The sequence below is a fragment of the Pseudomonas sp. KH_046_2 genome (assembly GCF_057838985.1).
Window position 1 is genome coordinate 4,471,766 of the sequence record NZ_CM174480.1, and the last position, 20,548, is coordinate 4,492,313.

Consider the following 20,548-nt stretch of genomic DNA (forward strand, 5'->3'; position numbering starts at 1 on the left):
ACAGGACGCGGATATCAGGAACCCTGCAATGCCTCATTGGCTGGTCATTGATCTGGAGGCCACCACCGATGAGGGTGGATGGCCCGTAACAGATATGGAAATCATTGAAATCGGCGCCACCCTGGTGGACCGCAAGGGACGCGAACTGGACCAGTTCCAGCGCTTCGTCCGGCCTTTGCGGCGGCCGTTGCTGACGCCGTTTTGCCGCGAGCTGACGCACATCACCCAAGCCAACATCGATGCCGCGCAACCGCTGGGCGAAGTCTGGCCAGCGTTTGAACGCTGGCTCGGCCAACACCACACGCGACTTGAAGGCTGGGCCAGCTGGGGCGATTACGATCGCAAACAACTGCTTCAGGATTGGCAGCAGCTGGGACTCGCCAGCATGCTGGCCAACGTGCCGCACATGAACCTCAAACAGCGCTTTGCCAAGGCTCGACGCCTGGAACGCCCGCTGGGGCTCAACGGCGCCCTGCAACTGGCCGGCCTACAGTTCACCGGCCAGCAACACCGGGCGCTGGAAGATGCGCGCAATACCGCACGCCTGCTGCCGCTGGTTCTTCCGCTTTAGACAGGTGACGACTCCCGGGGCCTTGTGCATACTGGCCGGCCCTTTTTAGCCCTTTTCGAGGAATCGCCCATGTTTAAAGTCAACGAGTACTTCGACGGCACCGTCAAGTCGATCGCCTTTGGCACCGCAGAAGGTCCGGCGACCATCGGCGTCATGGCTCCGGGCGAGTACGAATTCGGCACCAGCCAGCGTGAAATCATGCACGTGGTCAGCGGCGCATTGACCGTCAAACTGCCAGACAGCAGCGACTGGGAAACCTTCGCCGCCGGCAGCCAGTTCAACGTGCCGGCCAACAGCAAGTTCCAGCTGAAAGTGGCCGTCGACACCGCTTACCTGTGCGAATACCGCGGCTAAGCCTGCGGGGCTTCACAGAAGTAAAAATGCCCGTGTTTTTCGACACGGGCATTTTTTATTCTGCGCAAATTACTCGAGGATCTCCACCGGCATGCCGACTTCGAGACGACCGTTGCCGTCGTTGACCAGGTTCTGGCCGAACATTGCGCCGTCCGCCTGGGAACGGTATTTCTGCAAGGTGGCCAGGGGTTCGCGGTCTTCGCTGCGCTCCCCGGTCTGCGGGTCGATGGTGGTCAGGATGCAGCGCGAACAGGATTTGACCACGCGGAACTCGACCTCGCCGATACGGATACGCTTCCAGCCGTCCTCGGCGAACGCCTCACTGCCTTCGATCACCAGGTTCGGCCGGAAACGCAGCATCTCCAACGGGCGCCCGACCCGTTGCGACAAGTCCTCGAGAGAGGCCTGGCCAATCAGCAACAGCGGATAACCATCGGCGAACGCCACCTGGTCGTCATCCTTGCCGTAACCGGCCTCGGTCATCCGCGCACGATCCAGCGGCACCTGCACCAGGCGAGTCGGTTTGCCGATGAACCGGCTGACCCAGGCCCCTGCTTCATCGCCCGCATCGGGGACTCGCAAGGTATCGCGCCAGATCGTTACGCCACGCAACTCTGCATCGTTACCGGGCAAGGCTATTTCGATCGGCGAATGGCCGGGCGCGCTGAGGTTCAAGCCGCCTTCGGCATTCCACAGCGCCGACAACTGGCTCATCTGCGCCACCGCACGCTGGGTCAGGAAGCGCCCGCTGGCCTCGTCCACCAGCATCCAGCGGCGATCGCCGTCCAGTCCGAGTTTATCGAGACCGATCTGTTGCAGCGTCTCGCCCTTGGCGGACTTCAACGGATAACGATACAGCGCGCTCAGACGCAACATGACCAGCTCCCTGATAGGCAAAACGCCACCCTATACGAGCTTGATGAGCGAATCAAAGGCTGGCGATCAAACACTCCTACAGGTTGTGCAGGCCTGATCAGGCCGACACTTCGTCAAGCATCAGGCGCTGGCGCACCACGTCGACGAGTTTGTCCGGCTGGAATTTGGAGAGAAAATTGTCGCAGCCGACCTTTTTCACCATCGAGTCGTTGAAGCTGCCGGACAGCGAGGTGTGCAGCACCACGTACAAGCCGCGCAGGCGCGGGTCGTTGCGGATCTCGGTGGTCAGGCGATAGCCATCCATTTCCGGCATTTCCGCATCGGTGAAGACCATCAGCAGTTTTTCGGTCATGTCCACGCCGGTATCAGCCCAGGCCTTGAGCATGTTCAAGGCCTTCAACCCGTCGCTGGCGATGTGCATCTTCACGCCCAGTTGTCCCAGGGTATCGCGCAATTGCGCCAGGGCCACGTTCGAGTCATCCACCAGCAGCACCTCACGGCCACGGGCCCGTTCCAGCACCGGATCTTCGAGCTTGTCGCGGGAGACCTTGGCGTTGTACGGGACGATTTCGGCCAGGACCTTTTCGACGTCGATGATTTCCACCAATTGGTCATCGACCTTGCTGATGGCTGTCAGGTAGTGCTGGCGGCCGGCGCTGCTCGGGGGTGGCAGGATGGCTTCCCAGTTCATGTTGACGATCCGGTCCACGCCACCGACCAGGAAAGCCTGAACCGAACGGTTGTATTCGGTGACGATAATCGTGCTGCCAGGCCCCGGCACCAACGGGCGCATGCCAATGGCCTGGGACAGGTCGATCACCGGCAGGGTCTGGCCACGCAGGTTGACCACGCCGCACACAAAAGGATGGCGCTGCGGCATCAGCGTCAACTTTGGCAGTTGCAGGACTTCCTGTACTTTAAAGACGTTGATCGCGAACAATTGCCGTCCGGCGAGCCGGAACATGAGAATTTCCAGGCGATTCTCACCCACCAGTTGCGTGCGTTGGTCTACCGTGTCGAGAATGCCGGCCATCAATGACTCCAGGTCTTGTTCGGATGAATTCACTCAAGGAAGGTTATCGGCTGTTTTTGCCGAAGCTTGACCCTCTCTAAAATGCCACGCCCGGCCATTGATGTCACATTAACATCATGCTTTACTGGCGCTGTGATTATATCTGCTGCACTTCTGCGCCACGCGACCTTTGTTCGCGCGAAAGGTTCCCCTGCGTAAGGGATTCCCCTATCAACAATCAGGTGCAACCTGATATTCGCAATAACCAATAGCCCTTAATGTGACGCCATTCTCATTGTATGAACGGAGTCAGGCTTTTGTGTGCGATCGCAAGTCAGTGGCCAACCACCCTCTCGTGTTCCCCAGCCTGCCTTCGGGCCAGCCGCAGTTCGTTCACCCGACGACTCGGCAATGCCGGGGTTCCGACCGCCATCGTCGACACACACGATATCCCCTCATTTGACATGACGTTGTGGAGATAAGTATGCCGAACGACCGTAAAGAGTGGGCCCAGCGGCTCCCGGAGTTTCTTGTCGAGGCAGAAACACTCCTGGCTAAAACCGAGGAATGCCTGAGTCATCTGCAGTTGATCAGCAATGACAAGGACGCCATCGACTGTCTGCTCAGCACACTGCTCAAGCTGGCCAACAAGGCCGATGCCCTGGCGTTGGCGGCCGTGTCTGAATTCTCTCTGCATATTCATGGCCTGCTGAACCACGCACAGAACACCATGAGCCTGCACGACGAGGCGCTGAGTGCCCTGAAAGACTGCCTGACCCTGATTGCCTGGCAACTCGAACTCATCGACCAGACCACCGGACAACTCAGTCTCGACGACAGCGAGCAGGTCACCCTGATCGAAGCCTTTGCCTTTCAGCTAGGGCAAAGCCGGTTTCGACCACCGGTCAACGCCAGGCCCTTCACCCTCGTATCCTATTCGGAACGCCGGGCCTGAACTGGCCAAACCCATGCCATAGGGCGTGTTCTGGTTATCAATACCGTGCTGTAACTTGAGTGCGCACATGTCGCAAATGAATATTTCATAGCTATTAACGACATCATTAAATTAAAACAATCACTTTTGCCCATCGACAATTGCGCGCCTGCCTTGACCCGGGTATGGCCTGGTATGAACAACAAAAGCCGGGGCAATCGGCATTTCGCGACGGCAACAACCAACTTGTTCCATTATGGAATCATCGTCCAGACGACTGGGCTCCTGACTTTTCGGACATACATACGGACGCGACCAACGGTATGTTAAGTGCTACCATGCCGCCTGTTAGTTGACGCCAATAATTGGCAGTGTGATTTCAGCCGGATACAGTTCGCTGTAGTTCGCAGCTGAACTCGTCGGCGCTCCACATAAAAAACAGGGGCCTGTCAGCCAGCATGACCGGTCAGCCCGCAGCGAACATCCATTGGCTCCATCCGCTATGCACGCCAGCCTCAAGTCAATCGCCATGTGGCCACCTTCCCGAGCAAATGCACGCGCATTCACGCTGCTGCTATGCGCCTGTTCGACGCTCGGCAGTTTGCTGGTCCATGGCTTGTTCATTCCTTTGCCCCTGTCATTGCTGGCGCTCAACGTTGCGGCGCTGACCAGTGTTGCCGTGCAGTATTGCCTCTCGCGCAAATCGATCAAATTCCAGCCCCAGGAACTGGCCGACCGGCTGCTGCAGGTCCAGGAAAACGAGCGTCACCGACTGAGCCGCGAGCTGCATGACGATATCGGTCAATTACTGACCGCCGCCAAACTGCAAAGTGACTGGCTCAAACGCAGGATGCCCGAAGAGCTCCAGGGACAGTGCTCGGTCCTCTGCGACACGCTGGAAGAAACCCTGGCCAAAGTTCGTGACGTATCCGCCATTCTCAATCCCCGACAGTTGACCAGCCTTGGGCTGGAAGCCAGTCTGCGGGCGCACCTGCTCAAGACCCTGGCCAACACCCCGGTGCACTGGAGCCTGGAATGCCAGCAGCGCCTGACCGGCATTCCGGAGGAAATGGCCGTGGCGGCTTTCCGTATCACCCAGGAAGCGGTCACCAACATCCTGCGGCATGCCCAGGCCAAGAACCTGCTGGTGTGCCTGCAGCGTCTGCCCCAAGGCCTGAAGTTACAGATCAGCGACGATGGTCAGGGCTTCGCCCCCGCAACAGACCCAGGTCGTGAAGGGCAGCGCGGTATGGCCGGGATGTCGGAACGGATCGATCAACTGGGCGGCACACTGACCGTTACCAGCGAGCCGGGCAAAGGCACTCAAATTGAAGCTCTTTTTCCCTGGGCGCCCCGTGCGCTCGAACGGGCCAGTCCGAATAAGGTTATGCATTGACTTGTAATTTACTACTGGTGGATGACCACTCGCTGATCAGGGCTGGCGTGCGCGCCCTGGTAATGGATCTGCCCGGCTATGCCGTCATCGGTGAGGCCAGTGACGGCTCACAGCTGCTCGAGATGGTCGGGCATCTGTCCCCGGATATTGTCCTGCTGGATATTTCGATGCGCCGGACCGGCGGCCTCGAAGCCTTGCAGCAGCTCAAGCGGGTGCGCCCGCAGAGCAAGGTCCTGATCCTCTCGATGCACACCGACCCGGACCTGATCATGCAAGCGCTGGAATCCGGAGCCCATGGCTACCTGCTCAAGGACACCACGGCGACCGAACTCGAGCACGCGCTGGAGGCCTTGCGCAACAACGAGCGCTATCTGAGCCCGGCCATTGCCCATACGGTGATCAACCAGGCGCTGACCCGAAACCAGAAGCACCAACCCGAACCCGCCGACTCGCACAACCTGACGGCACGTCAGCTGGAAATCCTGCGGTTGATCGTTCGCGGAAAATCCACCCGAGAGATCGCCAATGGCCTGGGGTTGAGCGTCAAGACCGTCGAAACCCACCGCTCGCAGGTCATGAAGCGCTTGCAGATCTACGATGTGGCAGGCCTCGTGCTGTTTGCCGTGCGCGAACAAATCATCAGCCTTGATGACTAGGCACTTCAATGGCCAGTAACAGTGGCGAAGCCTCAGGCAGATGCACGAGTGACGCTGCTGGGTGAAACTCACCGGTCGCCATGTTCAGGAATATCTGCCCATCAACCTCCCCCAGATCAATGGCAGTCGGCACGGTATCAAGCAATTCCAGCTCCCAACCGCGCTCACACCGGTTTTCGACGGCGGTGCGAACCGCCTCGTTGAGCGCTTGCTTGCCATGCAGAATCAATAGCGCCTTGCGATCGCTCATTACTCACTCCCGGTTTGAATGGCATCTGGGAATGTTGACCGCGAAGGCTCCGGTAAAAGTCGCCAGAAAACGAGTTATTTGCAGTCGGAAAATCCTGGTCCCCACACAACAGGACTTTTCTTACAAAACGTGAGGAATCGGCTCAATTGACCGGAAATCTGAATTGATAGAGTTTTAGGAGCCTGCGGGACATCACAAGGACGTGCCATGCAACGCCAGAACCTCGCGTCACCGACCACTTCGGTCTTGCCGCTCACAGATAATAAAAATGCAGGCCATAGAGCTGAATGCCGCAACAGCACAAAAGCCACGGGAGAAGATGATATGGAACCTCGCGTCACCGAGCTGGAAACACACCTCAAGTGCATACGCAGGGACATGGAAGAAGCCCGGGATGACGTCAAATCCATCAAGCACCGGCTTGCCTATTCCGCCTGCGGAACAGCCGTGATCCTCGGCCTCCTTGGCTGGATCGCCAATAGCCGTTTCGAACAGGTCATTTCATTGCTTCTGGCGCATTGAGTGCCACCCACACAAGACCCGGTTCAATCAACCGGGTCTTGTGTGGCGAAGCCGCTGAAGCTGTCAGCTCAGGACTTCGCTCAGGGGAATGAAGAAAACGCTATCGCCCTGTGCCAGCGTGCGACCTTCCAGGACTTCTACCAGTCCATCAGCCCAGGCAGCACTGCGCAGTACACCGGAACTCTGGTTTTTGTAGATCGTCGCCCTGCCATTTTCCAGCCGTCCGCGCAAATACTCGCGCCGATTGCCAGGCTGGAGCCAGTCAAACCCTGCCGGCACCTGCATCTTCAGCGGCTCAACTTCCATTACACCCTGACGACGCAAGAGATAGGGCCTGGTCAACAAGGCAAAGGTCACGAGGGTCGATGCCGGATTGCCCGGCAAGCCAATCACCGGCACACCGCGGAAATGTCCGAACGTCAGCGGTTTACCGGGTTTGATGGCGAGTTTCCACAGCGTCAGTTCGCCCTCTTCGCGCAAGGCGATGCCCAGGAAATCGGCTTCCCCCACCGATACGCCACCGGTCGAGAGGATCAGGTCGACATCCTTCAACTCACCTAATCGGGAGCGAGTGGTTTCCAGATTGTCTGGCAGAATTCCCGCGTCGACGACCTCACACCCCAAGCGCTGCAACCAGCTACACAACAACACGCGGTTGCTGTTGTAGATCTGTCCCGGCCCCAGCGTCTGACCCGGCTCGATCAACTCGTCGCCGGTAGACAGCACAGCCACGCGCACCTTGCGAACCACCTCCAGCTCGGCGCATCCCAAGGAGGCCGCCAATCCTTGCTCGATCGGCCCCAGCTGCGTACCTGCCGGCAGAACCAGCTCGCCGACAGTGGTTTCCTGGCCTTGCGGGCGAATGTTCTGGCCTTGGGTCAAGGCTTGAGTGAAACGTACTCGCTCATCGGCCTGAACCTCGGCGTTCTCCTGCATCTCAACGCAATCGGCACCGGCGGGAACAGGCGCCCCGGTGAAAATGCGCGCACAGGTGCCTGGCTGCAACGGATCGGGGGCCTGGCCGGCAAACACCTTCTGACTTACCAGCAACGGCTCTCCCGTCCAGTCGGCCATGCGCAAGGCATAACCGTCCATGGCGCTGTTGGGCCAGGGCGGCAGATCAAGCGTCGACACCAGATCTTCAGCCAGTACGCGCCCCTGTACCTGCGCCAACGGCAAGCGTTCACGCTCGACAATCCTCGAGGCCTCGGCCATCTCCAGCAAGCGCGCCAACGCCTGCTCGACAGGCATCAGACTGCCAGACTTGCCAGGCTTACCCACGGGATTCACAAGGCGCTGCCTGTTTCAAATGAGGCACGAAATTGCACGGACGATGCCGCGAATCCAGCTGCTCGGACAGTATGCCGTCCCAAGCGGTGCGCACGGCATTGGTCGAGCCGGGCAAGCAGCAAACCAGCGTGCCGTTGGCCAGACCGGCCAACGCCCGGGATTGAACGGTCGAGGTACCGATATCGGCAACCGAGATCTGGCGGAACAGCTCACCAAATCCATCGACCTGCTTGTCCAGCAGGCAACCGACGGCTTCCGGCGTGCTATCACGCCCGGTAAAACCGGTGCCGCCGGTGATCAGCACCACCTGCACGACATCGTCGGCAATCCAGTTGGCGACTTGCGCGCGAATTTTGTAGAGGTCATCTTTGAGCAACACCCGGGCGGCCAGGTAATGACCGGCAGCGGTCAATCCGTCGACAAAGGCCTGGCCTGAGGTGTCGGTTTCCAGTGTGCGGGTATCGCTGACAGTCAGCACTGCAATATTCAGCGGTGCGAAAGGTACATCAGCCTTGGCTTTCATAGGCTCGTCCAGTTGTAGGAGAAACAGCCCGGTGTTATATCACAGCGCTCCGTTTTTTCGCCGCCCCCATGGAGGCCTGCCATGACCACGAATTCACAATTGCCACCCTGCTCCATTCTGCTCCTGGCGGGCGGTCGCGGCCAACGTATGGGTGGTCGGGACAAAGGGTTGCTGGACTGGCACGGTGAACCCCTGATTGCGCACTTGCATCGCAAGACCCGCCCGCTGACCGACGACCTGATCATCTCCTGCAATCGCAACCTTGAGAAGTACGAGCCCTACGCCGACCAGTTGGTCCACGATGATGAAGGTGACTTCCCCGGACCTCTGGCCGGCATTCGCGCAGGCCTGAAAGCGGCTCGCCATAGCCATCTGCTGGTCATGCCCTGTGACGTTCCGGGCATCGATGCGGCGCTGATCGGCACTATGCGCGAGTCCGCCAACCTGCATCCGGACAAGCCGCTGATGGTGCGGCATGACGGCCACTGGGAACCTTTGTTGTGCGTGATTCCCGTGCTACACAGGGCAGCATTTGAAGATGCCTGGAACGAAGGTGAGCGCAGCCCTGGCCGGTTGATGCGCAAGCTCGGTGCGACCGCACTGCAATGCCCGGACAACGATCCTCGGCTGGCAAATCTCAACACGCCGGAACTTTTAAGCGGTCATGACACTGTGTCAGACTGACATTGATCAGGAACTTGCGTGGACGGTGCACGTCTCAAGTTCAGCAACCAAAGAATTCATTTTCGGAGACACAACTCATGACTCAACGGACCCTCGCCACTTTCATGCTCGCACTGGGCCTTGCTACCCTCGCCGGTTGCGCCTCGCCTACAGTGATCACCTTGAATGACGGTCGCGAAATCCAGGCCGTCGACACACCGCAATTCGACAAGGATTCCGGTTTCTACGAATTCGAACAGCTCGATGGCAAACAGACCCGCATCAACAAAGATCAGGTTCGTACCGTCAAAGAGCTGTAATCCTGGTGACACCGGATACAGAAAAGCCCGCTTGATGCGGGCTTTTTCATGCCTGGAGAACAGCGCTTCAGGGGCGCTTCCTGATCACCATTGCAGAGTGATTTCACTCTCGAACTCACGCGCCTGGCCCGTGACCGGATCGATGAACTTCAGCCCTTGAGCCAGCAGTTTCAAAGGATTGGCGTAGTCATCCTGCGCATCCTTGAGCACCTCGGGGTAAAACGGGTCGTTGCAGATACCGGCGCCCAACGCCGCCATATGTACCCGCAGCTGATGTTTCTTGCCCGTCACCGGGTAAAGACCATAACGCCAGAGATCCCCCTGTTTTTCCCTGACTTCGACCGCAGTCTCGGTGTTGCTGGTTCCCGGCCCCTCCTGCATGCGGAAAAACGGCTCGCCATCGACCAGTCGGCTTTTATGAACCAACGGGAAAGAAAGGCCAGGCAACGCCTTTGCGATGGCCTCGTAACGCTTTTCGATTTGCCGGGTTGGAAACAGCGACTGATAAGCCGAACGGGTCTGCGGATTAGCGGAAAACAGCACCAGCCCCGCGGTATGCCGGTCGATGCGATGCAATGGCACCAGGTGCGGATTGTCCAGGCGCCGGATCAAGCGCCTGAGCAGCGTCTGTTCGACGTATTCGCCAGCCGGCGTCACCGGCAGGAAATGCGGCTTGTCGGCGACCACCAGATGCTCATCCGCGTACAGAATCGACTCGATCACCGGGATCGGCTTTTCATCCGGCACTTCGCGAAAATAATGAATCCGCAAACCTTCCCTGTAGGCCAGATCGAGGGCAATCGGTATGCCCTGCCCATCGAGGACCCGGCCACGGGCAATTCTGTCCAGCCATTGTTCACGACCGATGGCGCTGAAATGCTCGCACAGGCAATCGACAACGGTCTGCCACGGGCCAGGTGGCAAATAGAGCGTACTGGCCTGACGGTGTGCCGCGGAAAAAGAAGAAGAAGTGGACATACGAAAGCTCTAACCTCAGTGCAGAGCGGCATTATCCAACAGCACGGGGAATGAACCTAGGGGACGTTCTCAATTAGTTTTCCCGTGAAAACTAATTGAGAACGCCCCCTAAGATTCCTCAAGCCGGGATCTGCGCGCGCGCCGCCGCTTCGGTGTACTCCTTGAGCCAGCGCAGCACATCGACCGCCTCCCAGCGAGCCGGGTCATACAATGCGTACAACAACCCCTGATAACCCACGACATCGAGTTGCCGGTGATAACCCGCGCGTTGAAACAAGGCTTCGATTTCTGCGAAACAGGTATTGAAATGCGTTTTGTTGAAGGGCGTTTTCCCCTCGGTCACCAGACCATCCAGACGCAACTCAAGGACAGCCTCGCGCACGACGTCCGCGGACATCCGGTTCACGCTGTTCTTCAACTGTTCGACATTGACCACGATTCATCCCTCTGACGCCCGGGCTTGCCTGCTCACTCCCGAAAATCGGGAACGGCAAGGCAGGCACCGCGAATAACTGTATACACATACAGTATCCGATCAACACCTAATAAGCCAAGGGGATCAATCGCAAAGTTCGACAGGCGGGAGATACCGCCAGTGCAAAAACTGTTTAACCCAGGAACGCCACCACCTGATCGGCACTGAACGGCCAGCCCAGTTCAGCACCGGTATCGACTCGCCGCAACACCGGAATTCGCAGGCTGTAGGCTGCGAACCATGTTTCATCTTCGGCGATGTCCACCAGCTCCACCAGCAGACCGCGCTCGACGAACTCCATCAACATGGCTTCGGCTACTTCACAGAGATGGCATCCAAGGGTGCCGAACAGCTGACATTCGGGAAGCATGAGTGCTCAACCAGAAAATGAAGTGACCATTCTAGGCCTGCCCCGAAAAACCGTCGAGCCATTGAGGCCCCTGCCCTGATGCCACCGAAAATAAAGAGACCCGAATCAGTCCTGGCTCACGGCGCCGATCTTGTGGATCGACAGGTCCGCGCCGTAATACTCTTCTTCCTGGCTCAGGCGCAATCCATGCAGCGCCTTGATCACGCCATACACCGCAAATCCGCCGGCCAGTGCCACAGTGATGCCCAGCGCAGTGCCGATCAACTGGCTGATCAGACTGACCCCGCCCAGCCCGCCCAAGGCGCTCTGGCCGAAAATGCCGCAGGCGATGCCGCCCCACACGCCGCACAAGCCATGCAACGGCCACACACCCAACACATCGTCGATGCGCCATTTGCCTTGGGCCGCGGTAAAGCACCAGACAAACAACGCCCCCGCGACAGCACCGGTGACCAGCGCCCCCACTGGATGCATCAGGTCGGATCCGGCACAGATTGCCACGAGCCCCGCCAAAGGGCCGTTGTGCAGAAAGCCGGGGTCGTTGCGCCCGACAATCAGCGCCGCCACCGTACCGCCAACCATGGCCATCAACGAGTTCACCGCCACCAGCCCACTGACACCTTGCAGGGTTTGCGCGCTCATGACGTTGAAGCCGAACCAGCCAACAATCAGGATCCACGAGCCCAGTGCCAGAAACGGGATGCTTGATGGCGCGAACGCGACCAGCCGACCGTCGCGATAGCGGCCATTACGCGGCCCGAGCAACAGCACCGCCGCCAGTGCCAGCCAACCGCCCATGGCATGCACCACCACCGATCCCGCGAAATCATGGAAACCGGCGCCAAAGCGCTCCAGCAACCAGGCTTGCAAACCCAGGTTGCCGTTCCAGACAATGCCTTCGAAGAACGGATAGATGAACGCGACAATCAACGCGGTTGCACACAGTTGTGGGACAAACCGGGCGCGCTCGGCGATCCCTCCGGAAATGATCGCCGGAATCGCCGCGGCAAAGGTCAGCAGGAAGAAAAACTTCACCAGTCCATAGCCATGGTCGGCATTGAGCACGGCCGCTGGCTGCATGAACGTCACACCATAGGAAATCCAATAGCCTATAAAGAAGTAGGCCAGTGTCGAAACGGCGAAGTCGCTGAGGATTTTCGACAACGCATTGACCTGGTTTTTCTGTCGCACGGTTCCGACTTCGAGAAAGGCAAAACCGGCGTGCATGGCCAAAACCATGACCGCACCGATCAGAATGAACAGCGTGTTGGAGCTATGGACCAGGGTGTCCACAACGCTTTGCAGATTTTCCATGGAATGGGCAGACCTTATGGCAGAAAAAAGCACCAAAGCAGTTCGCGATGACTGCCCATGCACCAAGTTGCAGCCTCAAGACATCAGCGCACTGATCTCGTTGAACCACTTTGGCGCACGGACGCCACCCGGGAAAAAACGCGCCCCGGACGTTTACGCGAGTTTTTGATTGTTGGTCCTACGGTTTTACTGAAATCATGCCCGGCAATAGCGCAATGGTGCGGACCGGCGCACCACGACCCAGCAAAAGTTGTACCAGTCATTTGTACTGAACCTTCGCCGAAGGCTCATACTCGAACGCATCAGAAAGCCACTTAAGGAGATCCACCATGGCCCGCCCCCAGGCAAAGACTGCTCAAGAAATCCTGATGAACGACTTTCAGACACTGGTCAGTGACACCGAACGCTTGCTGGAGCACACCGCGACCCTGGCTGGCGATCAGGCCGACGAGTTGCGCGAGCAGATCCACGAGAGTCTCTTGCGTGCCCGTGAAACCCTGAAACTGACCGAAGACTCCCTGCGCGAACACGGCAAGGCTGCTGTAACGGCCACTGAAGACTATGTCCAGGCCAACCCTTGGCAATCCGTCGGGATCGCGGCCGGCGTGGGTTTCCTGATCGGCCTGCTGGCCAGCCGGCGCTGATATGTCGATCGGCGAATCCGGCCCGTCCGTGACGGGAACCAGCTCCTCATCGCGGCGCCTGGGTGCTGCCTTCCTTGGGTTGCTGCACAGCCATGTCGAACTGTTCGGCATCGAATTGCAGGAACAAAAAGCCCGCACCGTCAGCCTGTTGCTGTTTGCCGGCCTGGCGCTGGTGTTTGCATTGCTGCTGCTGGTAGGGCTGTCGACGCTGGTGCTTATCCTGTTCTGGGACACGTATCGCCTGACCGCCATCATCGGGCTCTGTGCGTTCTACTCCCTCGCCGCCATATTCTGTGGGATGCGCTTGAGAGCGGCGATTTTCGATGAGTCCTCGCCCTTCCATGGCACCCTGGAAGAGCTGGCCAACGATCGGGAGCGCCTGCTGCCATGAGCCTGCCTGAACTGCCACAAAACAGCTCGCGCGCGGAAATGCGCAAGGCCCTGATCCGCCTGCGCATGGAAATGCATCGTCAGGAAATCCGCCACGAGTCCGCGCAACTGCTGCAACCCTTGCAACGGGTGCGCGGGATCACACAAAACCTGCAGGACGGCTTTGGCATCAAGCACGCTCCACTCTGGGGCGTGGCCGCCGTTACCTTGCTGGGCTTTCTGACCGGCAAGGGTGCGAAAAACGGAGGTGGCCTCAGCAGCCTGACCCGGCTGATCCGTCTCGGCACCTCACTGGGGCCGCTGATCAAACTGATCATGCAGGGCTCTTCGCGCAAAGACTGATCAGTTTTTCTGGCTGTATTTTTGCCATGTCGACGGGATGTGCCCCTCTTTCGAGGGGTGCAATCCTGTGCGCCTACCCGGTCGACAGGCACCCTCCAAAAAATGATCTTGCAAGGACGTCTCGATATCGACGCCGCCAGATTGTAGTTCCGCTTGCAGGTCATGGCGCGAAACGGGAAGCTAGGCCATCAGTCACCTGACGGAGAGACCCGCCTTGGATTGGCACACCCTGCTTACCCGCGAACGCCTCGGAAAACCTCTGCACAGCCCTGAAGAACTCGGCCGCAGCCCTTTTCACAAAGACCACGACCGCATCATTTTCTCGGGGGCTTTCCGCCGCCTCGGGCGCAAGACCCAGGTCCATCCGGTGTCCAGCAACGATCACATTCATACGCGTCTGACCCACTCGCTGGAAGTCAGTTGTGTGGGTCGTTCACTGGGCATGCGCGTCGGCGAAACCATCCGCAGGACCCTGCCCGAATGGTGTGAACCCAGCGACCTGGGGATGGTGGTGCAATCGGCCTGCCTGGCACACGACATCGGCAACCCGCCGTTCGGCCATTCCGGTGAAGACGCGATCCGCCATTGGTTCCAGCAAGCCGCCGGCCGTGGCTGGTTGGATGCAATGAGTGAAGCCGAGCGCAATGACTTCCTGAATTTCGAAGGCAATGCCCAGGGCTTTCGGGTACTCACCCAACTGGAGTATCACCAGTTCGACGGCGGTACCCGCCTGACCTATGCAACGCTGGGCACGTACCTGAAGTATCCATGGACGGCCAGGCACGCCGACTCGCTGGGCTACAAGAAACACAAGTTCGGGTGTTATCAGAGCGAGCTGCCGCTGCTGGAGCAGATCGCCCATAAACTCGGCCTGCCACAACTGGAGGAGCAGCGTTGGGCGCGGCACCCGCTGGTGTACCTGATGGAGGCCGCCGACGACATCTGCTATGCGCTGATCGACCTGGAAGACGGCCTGGAAATGGAGTTGCTGGAATACGCCGAAGTCGAATCCCTGCTGCTGGGCCTGGTGGGCGATGACTTGCCGGAAACTTATCGCCAGCTCGGTCCTGACGATTCGCGCCGACGCAAACTGGCGATCCTGCGCGGTAAAGCCATCGAGCACTTGACCAATGCCGCGGCTCGCGCCTTCGTCGAGCAACAGGAGGCGCTATTGGCCGGTACACTGCCCGGCGATCTGGTGGAACACATGCACGGTCCCGCCAAGCGTTGCGTGCTGAATGCCAAGGACATGGCCCGCAAGAAAATCTTCCAGGACAAGCGCAAGACCCTGCACGAGATCGGCGCCTACACCACGCTGGAAATCCTGCTCAATGCCTTTTGCGGTGCCGCGCTGGAGCAGCACAATGGGCGGACGCCGTCATTCAAGAGCCGCCGCATCCTTGACCTGCTGGGCAACAATGCACCCGACCCTCACGGCCCGTTGCATACTTCGTTTTTGCGCATGATTGATTTCATTGCCGGCATGACCGACAGCTATGCCAGTGACATGGCTTTGGAGATGACCGGCCGCGCCAGCCACTGAGGAGAATCGACTGATCAGCCATTACGGCATTCGTTATGGCTGATCCCCCCTTCAACATCCAACAGCACTCAAGTTTCGTCGAATCGCCCTACAGCACATGGCGAGCAAACTGATCGCTTGCCCGGTACTCTCGCGAAACAATCGCCCTCCCTTCTGTTCGACAGATGAAGTACGCCCCATGGCCAAAGACGATCTACGCATCCTCGTGGTGGAAGACCATCCCTTCCAACTAATAGCCACTCAATGCCTGCTGGAAAGTTATGGCTTCACCCGGCTGACGACCACCGACAGCGCAAAAGGCGCTCTGCAGCAACTGCTCGGGGCCGACCAACCGTTCGACATCCTTTTATGCGATCAGTGCCTGCCCGATCTGACGGGACTCGATCTGGTCCGGTTTGCCAGCCAGCGAGGGCTGATCAGGCAGGCGATCATTCTGAGTAGCCTGACGACATCTGAACTGGATGAGCTAGAAAAAACAGCCACTGAACACGGGCTGCCATTATTGGGTTACTTGATAAAACCATTGAAACAATCTGAATTTAGAGACTTGTTGACTTCAGCAACACTATAGAAAAAAACATATAAAAACTGACAAACACACAGTGAAAAACTTACAAACAACTCCCTTTTAAAGCACATCCACTTGTTTGACTTTTTTCAGCCTTCCTAATAAGAAACCTAGTTAATACGTAGTCCAATTCTTTTTAATCTGTAGGATTTCTCCTATATTGCTGCTACAGGTCGGTCAGTTCATGCGTCCCTTCAAGTATCTGAGCTATGGTGCGCGCTTTATTTGAGCTCGCATGGGACTTTATTATGAACTCCGTTTTTATAGTCGACGATCACCCGGTTATCCGCCTTGCCGTTCGAATGTTATTGGAACATGAGGGTTACAAAGTCGTCGGCGAAACTGACAATGGTGTCGACGCCATGCAGATGATTCGCGAATGCATGCCGGACCTGGTCATTCTCGACATCAGCATTCCAAAACTGGATGGACTGGAAGTGCTATCCCGATTCAATGCAATGAGCGCCCCTCTTAAAACACTGGTACTGACAGCACAATGCCCGACACTTTTCGGTATTCGTTGCATGCAATCGGGTGCATCGGGCTATGTCTGCAAACAAGAGGACATCAGTGAACTTGTCAGTGCCATAAGAGCGGTATTTGCGGGTTACAACTACTTCCCGAGCGAGGCCTTGAACCCCGTCCGCGGAGATGAAACACGCTGCATCGAATTGGAACTGTTCAAATCGGTAAATGACCGGGAACTTATGGTCTTGCAACTTTTTGCCCAAGGTCGCACAAACAAGGAAATTGCCAAGGGCATGTTTCTAAGCAACAAGACCGTGAGCACCTACAAAAAGCGCCTCATGCAGAAACTCAAAGCCAAATCCCTGGTTGAACTGATCGAGATGGCAAAACGTAACGCACTCGTGTGAGAACCTCGATGCCCAGCCGTTTGAAGGCCTATCTGATTCAATTGACCGCAGGTCTATGCGTGAGCACCTCGTTGTTCGGGGCACCGGGCAATGAAAACTACACGCTGCTCAGTCGCTCGAAGGCCGGGGCACTGGAGGTTCGGCTGGATGAATCCCAGCGACAATGGATCAAACAAAAAAATCAGCTGACGCTCGGTACGTCGGCCCCGGACTATCCCCCATTCGACCTGACCACCAGTGGTCGGGACTATGAAGGGTTTACCGCCGATTACGCCGGTCTCCTGGGGAAAGTTACCGGTTTGCCCGTCACGGTTCAGCGTTTCGATTCCCGAGGGGCCGCGATCGCTGCGCTGGAGAACGGCGAAGTCGATCTGCTTGGCACCGCCAATGGATTCGAAGCCGGCAATGCCGACATTGCACTGTCCATACCCTATGCCGTCGACCAACCCGTATTGGTGACCCGCGAAGGGGAAACCCGATCCCTCACCGATGGCCTGGCCGGATTGCGCCTGAGCATGGTGTATCACTACTTGCCGCTGGCGGAAGTCAAGGCGTTGTACCCGAAGGCGATCATCACGTCCTATCCGTCCTACCAGAATGCGATCAATGCCGTTGCTTTCGATCAGGCGGACGTGTTTCTCGGCGACACCATTTCAACTCACTACATGATCAACAAGGGGTACCTGAACAACATCCGCATGGCCAACTTCGGCAAACATGAAGCCTTTGGTTTCAGCTTCGCCGTCAACCGGAACAACCCCGAGTTGCTCCGCATCATCAACACGGTGATCACGGCCATCCCCTCCAGTGAACGAGAAAACATCGCCAAACGCTGGAGCGCCGGCAGCGACATTCTGCTGACCGATCAAAAGCTGCAACTCACCGAGCGGGAAGAACGCTGGCTGAGCCACCACCCGATTGTGCGTGTTGTCGTCAACGAAGCCTTTGCGCCACTGACGTTTTTCGATAGCAATGGCAATTTTCGCGGAGTCACCGCGGATTTGCTTGAGCTGATCAGGCTGCGTACCGGCTTGCGTTTTGATATCCGGAGCAGCCGAAGCGATGACGAAATGATCAAACAGATCAAGGACAACAAGGTAGATGTGATCGCAGCGTTGCTCCCCAGTGCCCAACGTCAAACCCGGCTGAACTTTACCCGCCCCTTTCTGGAAAATTCCTACGTCCTGCTGACCCGCAAAGCCGCCGACAGCCCGACCAACCTCGCGCAGTTAGAGGACAAGCGCCTGGCCATTGCCCGCGGCAATCCACTCATGGATTACCTGCGCGGAGAGTTTCCCCGAATCAAGTTGGTCGAAACCCCGGACACCTTCAGCGCCGTAGAGCTACTCGCCGAAGGCCAGGTAGAGGGCGCGGTGAACTCACTGGTCATTGCCAATTACTTTATTTCCTCGCAGCTGTTCGAGCACACATTGCAAATCAGTACCACCATCGGCACCGAGCAGGCGGCGTTTTCCCTTGCCACCGCTCTGGACGCCAAAGAGCTGAACGCCATTCTCGACAAGGCGTTGCTGAGCATCTCGCCGGAAGAACTGGGCATCATCAACAGTCGCTGGCGCGGCTATTCGGCGTCCTCGCAAAACACCTGGCGCAACTATCAAAGACTGTTCTACCAAATCGTCATCGGTGCCGGCGTGCTATTGCTGATTTCCATTGCGTGGAACGACTACATGCGACGCCAGATCAAGCAATGCAAGGCCGCCGAGCGTGCGCTGAACGATCAGTTTGAGTTCATGCGATCGCTGGTCAACGGCACACCCCATCCGATCTACGTGCGTGATCGCCAGGGGCTGCTGCAAAGTTGCAACGACAGTTACCTGCAAGCGTTCTGCGCCCGGCGTGAAGATGTCATCGGCAAAAGCGTCATGCAGGGATCGATGAGCAACGTGTTCGAAGCCCGGGAGTACCAGGCCGACTACCAGCGTGTGGTGGCCGAGGGCAGACCGTTGATCGTCGATCGCGAGCTGCACATTGGTGGCCGGCGGCTGACGATCTATCACTGGATTCTTCCCTATCGGGATTCGAGCGCAAAAGTGCAAGGCATTATCGGTGGCTGGATCGACATCAGCGAACGGCGGCAACTGCTCGATGATCTGCGTTGCGCGAAAGAACGTGCCGATAACGCCAACCGGGCCAAAAGCACGTTTCTGGCCACGATGAGCCATGAGATACGCACGCCGATGAATGCAATCATCGGCATGCTTGAACTGACACTCAAGCGTCTTGATCATCAGCACCCGGAGCGTCCGGCCATCGATGTCGCGTACAACTCGGCGAAAGGGTTGCTGGAATTGATCGGCGACATTCTCGACATCGCCAGAATCGAATCAGGACGCTTGAGCCTGAGCCCGGAGCGGGTCAATCCGGGTGAACTTGTGACCTCGGTCGTACGAATCTTCGAAGGCCTGGCCCGACAGAAGGAGCTCGAACTGGTGCTGGAGTTTTCATCGGTGAACCCGACCTTCGATGTGTTGCTGGACCCATTGCGCTTCAAGCAGGTGCTGTCCAACCTGATCAGCAATGCCATCAAGTTTACCGAGCAAGGCCAGGTCCGGGTCATTGTCGACCTGCACCTGGCAACGCAACCTGAGCATGTGCAGATGCGGGTGCAGGTTCACGACAGTGGTATCGGGATCAGCGAACAGGATCAACAACGCCTGTTCGAACCCTTCGCCCAGGCCGACCACGCCATGCAATCGGCCAGGGGAGGCGCAGGGCTGGGGCTGGTGATCAGCCGCAATCTCTGCGAGATGATGGGCGGCAGCCTGCAATTGCGCAGCGAGCCGGGCATCGGCACCCAAGTAGAGGTGTTGTTGCAGCTGGAAACGTTGCCGCTGCAACAGTCAGCCCAAGCAGTCGAAACCCAAGTCATCGTCGCCACAACCCCATTGAATGTTCTGGTCGTCGACGATCACTCCGCCAATCGATTGCTCACGTGCCAGCAACTGGAATTTCTTGGGCATCGATTTGCCGTCGCGGCCGATGGACAGGAGGGATTGAAGGCATGGAAAGACCAGCCTTTTGATCTGGTGATCGCCGATTGCAACATGCCGGTCATGAACGGTTACGAGCTGGCCCGTGCCATTCGCCAGCATGAGCGACAGCTCCATCGTCCTCCCTGCACCGTTCTCGGCTTTACCGCCAACGCCCAACCGGAAGAAATACAACGCTGTAAACAGGCAGGAATGAACGACTGCCTGTTCAAACCCCTCAGCCTCGGGGCCTTGAGTCAATGGGTGCAAGGCATTGAACCAACCCATGCAGCCCCGGCGTTCAGCCTTCACGGGTTGAAACTGCTGACCGGGGGCAACCCGATCTTGAACCGACGATTGCTGAACGAACTGGTGAACAGCAACCGCCAGGATCTGCCAACGCTGTTGTCGCTATCCAGCTCCGGGGATACGCAGGCGCTGCGAGACATTGCCCACAAAATCAAAGGCGCAGCCCGGATAGTACAGGCCTCCCGCCTGATCGACTGCTGCGAGGCACTCGAAGCCGTCTGCCATGAGGATTTCGATCGCGGAAAAGTGGCCGGATGCTGCAAATCCATGGAGCGCGCCATGCTTGAGCTGGAGGAGGCATTGCTGCGTCAGATCGAGCAATATGACGAAGGCAAAATGCCAGAGCCTTAACTATGCTTGGTCCCTCGGCAGTGTGTTGACCA

The 20,548-nt window shown here is 57.9% G+C and carries 23 protein-coding genes and 1 pseudogene; 15 read left to right on the forward strand and 9 right to left on the reverse strand.

Annotated elements, in window-relative coordinates; translation table 11 throughout:
• Positions 1 to 28 precede the first annotated feature (28 nt).
• Together AC3IX1_RS20170 and ppnP are read left to right on the forward strand one after the other, a co-directional pair.
• Positions 29 to 571, forward strand: a complete 543-nt coding sequence (locus AC3IX1_RS20170; RefSeq protein ID WP_223456895.1) for a 3'-5' exonuclease — start codon at positions 29 to 31, stop codon at positions 569 to 571.
• A 69-nt stretch (positions 572 to 640) separates the two neighbouring features.
• On the forward strand, positions 641 to 925 hold the full coding sequence (ppnP, locus tag AC3IX1_RS20175; protein ID WP_007940055.1) for a pyrimidine/purine nucleoside phosphorylase: 285 nt from the start codon (positions 641 to 643) through the stop codon (positions 923 to 925).
• Positions 926 to 994: 69 nt separating this feature from the next.
• Here the strand turns inward: ppnP and AC3IX1_RS20180 are convergent, their stop codons facing one another.
• Positions 995 to 1,801 carry an MOSC domain-containing protein gene (locus tag AC3IX1_RS20180; protein ID WP_489385551.1) on the reverse strand — a complete coding sequence of 269 codons (807 nt, stop codon included), beginning with the start codon at positions 1,799 to 1,801 and terminating at the stop codon, positions 995 to 997.
• Positions 1,802 to 1,898: 97 nt separating this feature from the next.
• Positions 1,899 to 2,834: a chemotaxis protein CheV gene (locus AC3IX1_RS20185; RefSeq protein ID WP_489385552.1), complete on the reverse strand. Its 936-nt coding sequence runs from the start codon at positions 2,832 to 2,834 to the stop codon at positions 1,899 to 1,901.
• Between the two features lie 463 nt (positions 2,835 to 3,297).
• On the opposite strand from AC3IX1_RS20185, the gene AC3IX1_RS20190 reads away from it, so the two are divergent.
• From AC3IX1_RS20190 to AC3IX1_RS20200, 3 genes are all read left to right on the forward strand, one after another.
• On the forward strand, positions 3,298 to 3,768 hold the full coding sequence (locus AC3IX1_RS20190) for a hypothetical protein (RefSeq protein ID WP_489385553.1): 471 nt from the start codon (positions 3,298 to 3,300) through the stop codon (positions 3,766 to 3,768).
• Positions 3,769 to 4,249: 481 nt separating this feature from the next.
• On the forward strand, positions 4,250 to 5,143 hold the full coding sequence (locus tag AC3IX1_RS20195; protein WP_489388767.1) for a sensor histidine kinase: 894 nt from the start codon (positions 4,250 to 4,252) through the stop codon (positions 5,141 to 5,143).
• Positions 5,140 to 5,799 carry a response regulator transcription factor gene (locus AC3IX1_RS20200; protein ID WP_489385554.1) on the forward strand — a complete coding sequence of 220 codons (660 nt, stop codon included), beginning with the start codon at positions 5,140 to 5,142 and terminating at the stop codon, positions 5,797 to 5,799. The genes AC3IX1_RS20195 and AC3IX1_RS20200 overlap by 4 nt, the downstream gene beginning before the upstream one ends.
• A 64-nt stretch (positions 5,800 to 5,863) precedes the next feature.
• On the opposite strand, the pseudogene AC3IX1_RS20205 reads toward AC3IX1_RS20200, so the two are convergent.
• A pseudogene (locus AC3IX1_RS20205) lies at positions 5,864 to 6,049 on the reverse strand (hypothetical protein); the annotation flags it as partial.
• Between the two features lie 207 nt (positions 6,050 to 6,256).
• Between AC3IX1_RS20205 and AC3IX1_RS20210 the strand changes: the two are divergent.
• Complete coding sequence (locus tag AC3IX1_RS20210) at positions 6,257 to 6,571, forward strand: hypothetical protein (protein WP_489385555.1); 315 nt, start codon at positions 6,257 to 6,259, stop codon at positions 6,569 to 6,571.
• Between the two features lie 63 nt (positions 6,572 to 6,634).
• Here AC3IX1_RS20210 and AC3IX1_RS20215 read toward each other — a convergent pair whose 3' ends face one another.
• Positions 6,635 to 7,861 carry a molybdopterin molybdotransferase MoeA gene (locus AC3IX1_RS20215; RefSeq protein WP_489385556.1) on the reverse strand — a complete coding sequence of 409 codons (1,227 nt, stop codon included), beginning with the start codon at positions 7,859 to 7,861 and terminating at the stop codon, positions 6,635 to 6,637.
• Positions 7,845 to 8,384 (reverse strand): molybdenum cofactor biosynthesis protein B, encoded by a 540-nt coding sequence (gene moaB, locus AC3IX1_RS20220; protein WP_489385557.1) that lies wholly within the window; start codon positions 8,382 to 8,384, stop codon positions 7,845 to 7,847. Before moaB ends, AC3IX1_RS20215 begins: the two co-directional genes overlap by 17 nt.
• 81 nt (positions 8,385 to 8,465) lie before the next feature.
• Between moaB and mobA the strand changes: the two genes are divergently transcribed.
• Positions 8,466 to 9,068, forward strand: coding sequence for a molybdenum cofactor guanylyltransferase MobA (gene mobA, locus AC3IX1_RS20225; RefSeq protein ID WP_489385558.1), 603 nt, complete (start codon positions 8,466 to 8,468; stop codon positions 9,066 to 9,068).
• 77 nt (positions 9,069 to 9,145) lie between these two features.
• Positions 9,146 to 9,367: a YgdI/YgdR family lipoprotein gene (locus AC3IX1_RS20230; RefSeq protein WP_007994800.1), complete on the forward strand. Its 222-nt coding sequence runs from the start codon at positions 9,146 to 9,148 to the stop codon at positions 9,365 to 9,367.
• Positions 9,368 to 9,451: 84 nt separating this feature from the next.
• On the opposite strand, the gene AC3IX1_RS20235 is transcribed toward AC3IX1_RS20230, so the two are convergent.
• The 4 genes from AC3IX1_RS20235 to AC3IX1_RS20250 form a co-directional block, all read right to left on the reverse strand.
• Positions 9,452 to 10,345: a pseudouridine synthase gene (locus AC3IX1_RS20235; protein ID WP_489385559.1), complete on the reverse strand. Its 894-nt coding sequence runs from the start codon at positions 10,343 to 10,345 to the stop codon at positions 9,452 to 9,454.
• 118 nt (positions 10,346 to 10,463) lie between these two features.
• Positions 10,464 to 10,781, reverse strand: coding sequence for a transcriptional regulator (locus AC3IX1_RS20240; protein ID WP_095946326.1), 318 nt, complete (start codon positions 10,779 to 10,781; stop codon positions 10,464 to 10,466).
• A 172-nt stretch (positions 10,782 to 10,953) separates the two neighbouring features.
• A complete protein-coding gene (locus AC3IX1_RS20245; protein ID WP_489385560.1) occupies positions 10,954 to 11,190 on the reverse strand; it encodes a glutaredoxin family protein in 237 nt (78 codons plus the stop codon).
• 105 nt (positions 11,191 to 11,295) lie between these two features.
• The gene (locus AC3IX1_RS20250; protein ID WP_489385561.1) at positions 11,296 to 12,504 is read right to left on the reverse strand and encodes an ammonium transporter; all 1,209 of its coding nucleotides are present in this window, start codon (positions 12,502 to 12,504) and stop codon (positions 11,296 to 11,298) included.
• A gap of 329 nt (positions 12,505 to 12,833) precedes the next feature.
• Here AC3IX1_RS20250 and AC3IX1_RS20255 point away from each other — a divergent pair, with 329 nt between their 5' ends.
• The 7 genes from AC3IX1_RS20255 to AC3IX1_RS20285 all read left to right on the forward strand — a co-directional run bounded on the left by AC3IX1_RS20255 (position 12,834) and on the right by AC3IX1_RS20285 (position 20,516).
• The gene (locus AC3IX1_RS20255) at positions 12,834 to 13,148 is read left to right on the forward strand and encodes an ElaB/YgaM/YqjD family protein (protein WP_008049105.1); all 315 of its coding nucleotides are present in this window, start codon (positions 12,834 to 12,836) and stop codon (positions 13,146 to 13,148) included.
• 1 nt (position 13,149) lies between these two features.
• Positions 13,150 to 13,539: a phage holin family protein gene (locus AC3IX1_RS20260; protein WP_489385562.1), complete on the forward strand. Its 390-nt coding sequence runs from the start codon at positions 13,150 to 13,152 to the stop codon at positions 13,537 to 13,539.
• Positions 13,536 to 13,880 carry a hypothetical protein gene (locus AC3IX1_RS20265; protein ID WP_489385563.1) on the forward strand — a complete coding sequence of 115 codons (345 nt, stop codon included), beginning with the start codon at positions 13,536 to 13,538 and terminating at the stop codon, positions 13,878 to 13,880. Before AC3IX1_RS20260 ends, AC3IX1_RS20265 begins: the two co-directional genes overlap by 4 nt.
• Before the next feature lie 214 nt (positions 13,881 to 14,094).
• Positions 14,095 to 15,423, forward strand: a complete 1,329-nt coding sequence (locus tag AC3IX1_RS20270) for a deoxyguanosinetriphosphate triphosphohydrolase (RefSeq protein WP_489385564.1) — start codon at positions 14,095 to 14,097, stop codon at positions 15,421 to 15,423.
• Between the two features lie 178 nt (positions 15,424 to 15,601).
• Entirely contained in the window at positions 15,602 to 15,994 is a 393-nt protein-coding gene (locus AC3IX1_RS20275; protein WP_489385565.1) for a response regulator, read from the forward strand.
• A gap of 245 nt (positions 15,995 to 16,239) precedes the next feature.
• Positions 16,240 to 16,866 (forward strand): response regulator, encoded by a 627-nt coding sequence (locus tag AC3IX1_RS20280; RefSeq protein ID WP_489385566.1) that lies wholly within the window; start codon positions 16,240 to 16,242, stop codon positions 16,864 to 16,866.
• Positions 16,867 to 16,874: 8 nt separating this feature from the next.
• Positions 16,875 to 20,516, forward strand: a complete 3,642-nt coding sequence (locus AC3IX1_RS20285; protein WP_489385567.1) for a transporter substrate-binding domain-containing protein — start codon at positions 16,875 to 16,877, stop codon at positions 20,514 to 20,516.
• Positions 20,517 to 20,548: the final 32 nt, after the last annotated feature.